This is a genomic window from Microbacterium sp. (assembly GCF_047606385.1).
Classification (GTDB): Bacteria; Actinomycetota; Actinomycetes; order Actinomycetales; family Microbacteriaceae; genus Microbacterium.
Genome location: NZ_JASGEL010000014.1, coordinates 1 through 4460, shown reverse-complemented (window position 1 = coordinate 4460; position 4460 = coordinate 1). Strand labels below are relative to the sequence as shown.

At 73.8% G+C, this 4460-nt stretch carries 4 protein-coding genes; all 4 read left to right on the top strand.

Translation table 11 applies throughout. The annotated features are described in order from the left end of the window. The coding region (locus QM626_RS01295) for a DNA glycosylase AlkZ-like family protein (protein ID WP_415073138.1) at positions 1 to 702 on the top strand (702 nt) is incomplete at its 5' end. 96 nt (positions 703 to 798) lie between these two features. Then, the gene (locus QM626_RS01290) at positions 799 to 2214 is read left to right on the top strand and encodes an LLM class flavin-dependent oxidoreductase (protein WP_415073136.1); all 1416 of its coding nucleotides are present in this window, start codon (positions 799 to 801) and stop codon (positions 2212 to 2214) included. Positions 2215 to 2229: 15 nt separating this feature from the next. After that, complete coding sequence (locus tag QM626_RS01285; protein WP_415073134.1) at positions 2230 to 3450, top strand: acyl-CoA dehydrogenase family protein; 1221 nt, start codon at positions 2230 to 2232, stop codon at positions 3448 to 3450. A gap of 16 nt (positions 3451 to 3466) precedes the next feature. Continuing rightward, the coding region (locus QM626_RS01280) for an acyl-CoA dehydrogenase family protein (RefSeq protein ID WP_415073132.1) at positions 3467 to 4460 on the top strand (994 nt) is incomplete at its 3' end.

Genomic DNA, 4460 nt, shown 5'->3' with positions numbered 1-4460 from the left:
CTGCGCGGCGGCGGCCGGCTCACGCGCGCCGAGGCCGCCGACCGCATCGCTGCGGCGGGGGTCGCGACCGACGGGCAGCGCGGCATCCATCTGCTGCTGGCGCTGAGCGTGCGCGGGGTGATCTGTCAGGGGCCGGTCGTGCCGCGCGAGAGCGGCATCAGCCGGGAGCAGTTCTTCGTGCTCAGCGAGGAGTGGCTGCCGGAGGCGCCCGCGCCCGCCGATCCCGCGGCCGAGCTGTTCGTGCGCTTCATCGACGGTCACGGGCCCGCCACCGCGGGCGACTTCGCGTGGTGGAGCGGGCTGACCCTCACGGCCTGCCGTGCCGCCGCCGAGGCGGCATCCGACCGGGTCCGGGTCGTCGCCGACGAGCCCGACCCGCAGTACGTGGCCCGCCGGGCGCCGCGCAGCTCACCCGCGGCGCCTGCGGTCGTCGCCCTGCCCGCGTTCGACGAGTACTACCTCTCCTACCTCGACCGGCAGCGGGTGTGCGCCCTGCCGCATCAGCTGCTCGTCGGACCCGGGGCGAACGGCATGATCAGCCCGCTGATCCTCGCCGGGGGAGTCGTCGCCGGACGCTGGACGCACTCACGCGCGCTCGGCCGTCGCGAGGCCGCCCGCGCCGACATGTTCGGCACTCCGCGGGTGCCGGCCGCGGACGTCGATGCCGCGCTCGACCGCTACGCCGCCTTCATCGCCGGCTGAGCCCGTGCCGCGGTGACGCCGTGTGTCGCCCGGCTGGGCCAGCTCGCGTCCGCTTGTTAGCGTTCCGGAGCGGCGCCCGCCGCGGAAGGAGCCGGGATGGCACAGCGGATCATCCTCAACGCGTTCGAGATGAGCTGCGTGACGCACCAGGCGCCCGGCCTGTGGCGGCACCCGGAGAACCGGGCCGACGAGTACAACCGGCTCGAGTACTGGATCGAGCTCGCGCGGCTGCTCGAACGGGGCACGTTCGACGCGCTCTTCCTCGCCGACGTCGTCGGGGTGTACGACGTGTACCGCGATTCCGCCGCGCCCGCCCTCCGCGACGCCGCGCAGATCCCGGTGGGCGATCCGCTGCTGCAGATCCCGGCGATGGCGGCGGCCACGACGCACCTCGGCTTCGGGGTCACGATCGCCTCGACCTACTCGCAGCCGTACACGCTGGCGCGCACCCTCTCGACACTCGACCACTTCACCGGCGGCCGTGTCGGCTGGAACGTCGTCACGTCGTACCTGAACAGCGCCGCGCGCAACCTCGGCCTCGGCGACCAGATCGCCCACGACGACCGCTACGGCATCGCCGACGAGTTCCTCGACGTGACCTACAAGCTGTGGGAAGGGTCGTGGGAGGATGCCGCGGTGCGCCGCGACCGCGAGGCGGGCGTGTTCACCGACCCGGAGCGGGTGCATCCGATCGCGCATCACGGCGCGCACTTCGACGTGCCCGGCATCCACCTCTCGGAGCCGTCGCCGCAGCGCACCCCGGTGATCTTCCAGGCGGGCGCCTCGCCCCGCGGGCAGGAGTTCGCCGCTCGCCACGGCGAGGCGATCTTCATCAACGGGCTCACCCCGGAGCTGACCCGGCCCGTGGCCGACGCCATCCGGGCGAAGGCGGAGGCGCTCGGACGACCCCGCGCGTCCGTGAAGATCCTCACGCTCGCCACCGTCATCGTCGCCGAGACCGACGAGCAGGCCCAGGCGAAGTACGCCGACTACCGGAGGTACGTGTCCGTGGAGGGGGCGCTGGCGCTGTACGGCGGCTGGTCGGGCGTCGACCTCGCCGCGCTCGACCCCGACGAGCCGCTCGAATACGTCGACACGGACGCTGCCCGCTCCGCGCTGTCGATCTTCACCAGGGCCGACCCGACCCGGCGCTGGACGCCGCGCGACATCGCCGAGTACGTCGGCATCGGCGGCATCGGCGCCGTCATCGTCGGCAGCCCGGGAACGGTCGCCGACGAGCTCGAGCGCTGGATCGACGTCGGCGGCGTCGACGGATTCAACCTCGCCTACGTCGTCACCCCCGGCACGTTCGCGGACGTCGTCGAGCACCTCGTGCCCGAGCTGCGCCGGCGCGGGCGCGTGTGGGACGACTACGAGGGGACGACCCTGCGCGAACGCCTGAGCGGCAGCGCCGTCGTGCCCGAGTGGCATCCCGCCCACCGGTACCGAGGGGCCTACGTCGGCGCCCGCAGCGCCGCCGACGGCAACGCCTCGTTCGTGACGACCACCTGATCCAAGGAGCGCCCCATGACCACCACAGGCGCCGCCCGCAGCCACTGGGCGGGCACCGCCACCGACGACGAGCTCGAGCGCTGGGACGGCGTCGCCGCCGGCGTCGGCGACGCCCTCGGCCTCGACGCCCTCGCCCGCGACCGTGCCGGCGCCCCGCCGTTCGCCGAGGCGAGGCTGCTGCAGGAGGCGGGCCTTGTCACGCTGCTCGACCCGGCGGAGTACGGCGGCGGCGGAGCGCACTGGGAGTCCGCGCTGCGTGCGGTCCGCATCCTCGCCCGCACCGACGCGTCGATCGCGCAGCTGCTCGGCTACCACTACGTCAACGAGGCGAACATCGCCCTCGTCGCCCCGGCCGACCAGCGCGAGCGCTGGTTCCGCGCGACGATCGGCGGCCGCTGGGTGTGGGGCGACTCCGTCAACCCCGTCGACCCGAGCCTGACGCTGACCCCGGATGCCGACGGCTACCGGCTGAACGGCTTCAAACGCTTCTCGACCGGCTCCGGCGTCGGCGAGGCGCTGCTGGTCAACGCCGTCGTCGACGGCGGCGGGAACGACGGTCGGCTCGCGTACCTGGTGCTGCCCTACGGGCACCCCGGCGTCGAGCTCGTCGACGACTGGGACAACCTGGGACAGCGCCTGTCGGCCAGCAACACCGTGCGCTACCACGACGTCCGTGTCGACCCCGTGCACGTGCTGGGGTGGGGCACGGACGAGCCGTTCCAGTCGCTGGTGACCCCGGCGATCCAGCTCGTGTTCGGCAACCTCTACCTCGGGATCGCGCAGGGCGCGCTGGCACAGGCGCGGGAGCTGACCGTCGCCCGCCCGAACTCCTGGTTCCTCAGCGACGCCGGCGCCTACCGCGACGACCCGTTCGTGCGCCGCCTCTACGGCGAGCTCGTCAGCCGCGTGGCCGCCGTCGAGGCGCTCGCCGACCGGGTGAACCGCGCCTTCGACCGGGTCCTCGACCGCGGCGCCGCGGTCACCGCCGACGACCGCGCCGAGATCGCGATCCGCGTCGCCGAGCTGAAGGTGGTGTCCAGCGACACCGCGCTGGACGTCGTGAACCGGGTGTTCGAGGCGACGGGGTCGAGCTCGACCGCCTCCCGGGTGGGGTTGGACCTGCACTGGCGCAACGCGCGGACGCACTCGCTGCACGACCCCGTCGACTACAAGAAGCTGGAGGTCGGGGCGAACTTCCTCACCGGCGTCGTCCAGCCGATCTCCCTCTACACGTGAACCCGGAAGGCACGCCATGACCGCTTACGCCGACGAGCTGTACCGCCGGCTGCCCGCCGAGATCGCCGCCCGCTTCCGCCCGGTCCTCGAGCGCATCGCGCTCGGCGCGCTGGAGCGCGAGCGGGAGCGCGCCCTGCCCTACGACGAGCTCGCGCAGCTGCGTGAGGCGGGGCTCGCCGTCGCGCGCCTGCCGGTGTCCGAGGGCGGTCTGGGCCTGGACTGGCACGACTTCGGGCGGCTGCTGATCGCCGTCGCCGCCGCCGACTCGAACCTGCCGCAGATCCTGCGCGGCCACATCGCCCTGGTCGAGCAGGTGCTCACGGCGCCGGATGCCGCGTTCCGCCGCCGCTGGACCGACCTGATCGTCGCGGGCGAGATCGCCGGGAACTCCTGGAGCGAGAAGGCCGGCTCCACGACGGCGCGTTCGGCGACCGAGCTGATCGAGGACGCCGACGGCATCCTGCGCGTGACCGGGCGCAAGTACTACTCGACCGGCAGCATCTTCGCCGAGTGGACCGACACCGTCGCGCACCGCCTGAGCGACGACACCGAGGTCGCGGCCCTCGTGCGCCTCGACCAGCCCGGCGTCGAGGTGCACGACGACTGGGACGGCTTCGGCCAGCGCCTGACCGGCACCGGCACGATCGTCTTCGACGGCGCCGTGGTCGAGCCCGTCGACGTGCTGCCGGTGGCCGACCGGTTCGCGTACCAGACCGGTGTGTACCAGTACCTGCTGCTGGCGGTGCTGGCCGGCACCGCGCACGCCGCGGTGGACGACTTCGCCCGCGCCGTGCGCGAGCGCACGCGCGTGTTCAGCCACGGCACCGCGCCGCTGGCGCGCGACGACGCGCAGATCCAGGCGCTGATCGGCGAGCAGGCCGCGCTCGCGTACGCCGTCGAGGCCACCGTCCTCGCCTCGGCCGACGCTCTCCAGGACGCGTGTCAGGCGGCGCTCGCCTGGCGTGCGGCGCCGGGCGACGCCGCACGCCGCGAGGCGGCGGCCGCGGCGG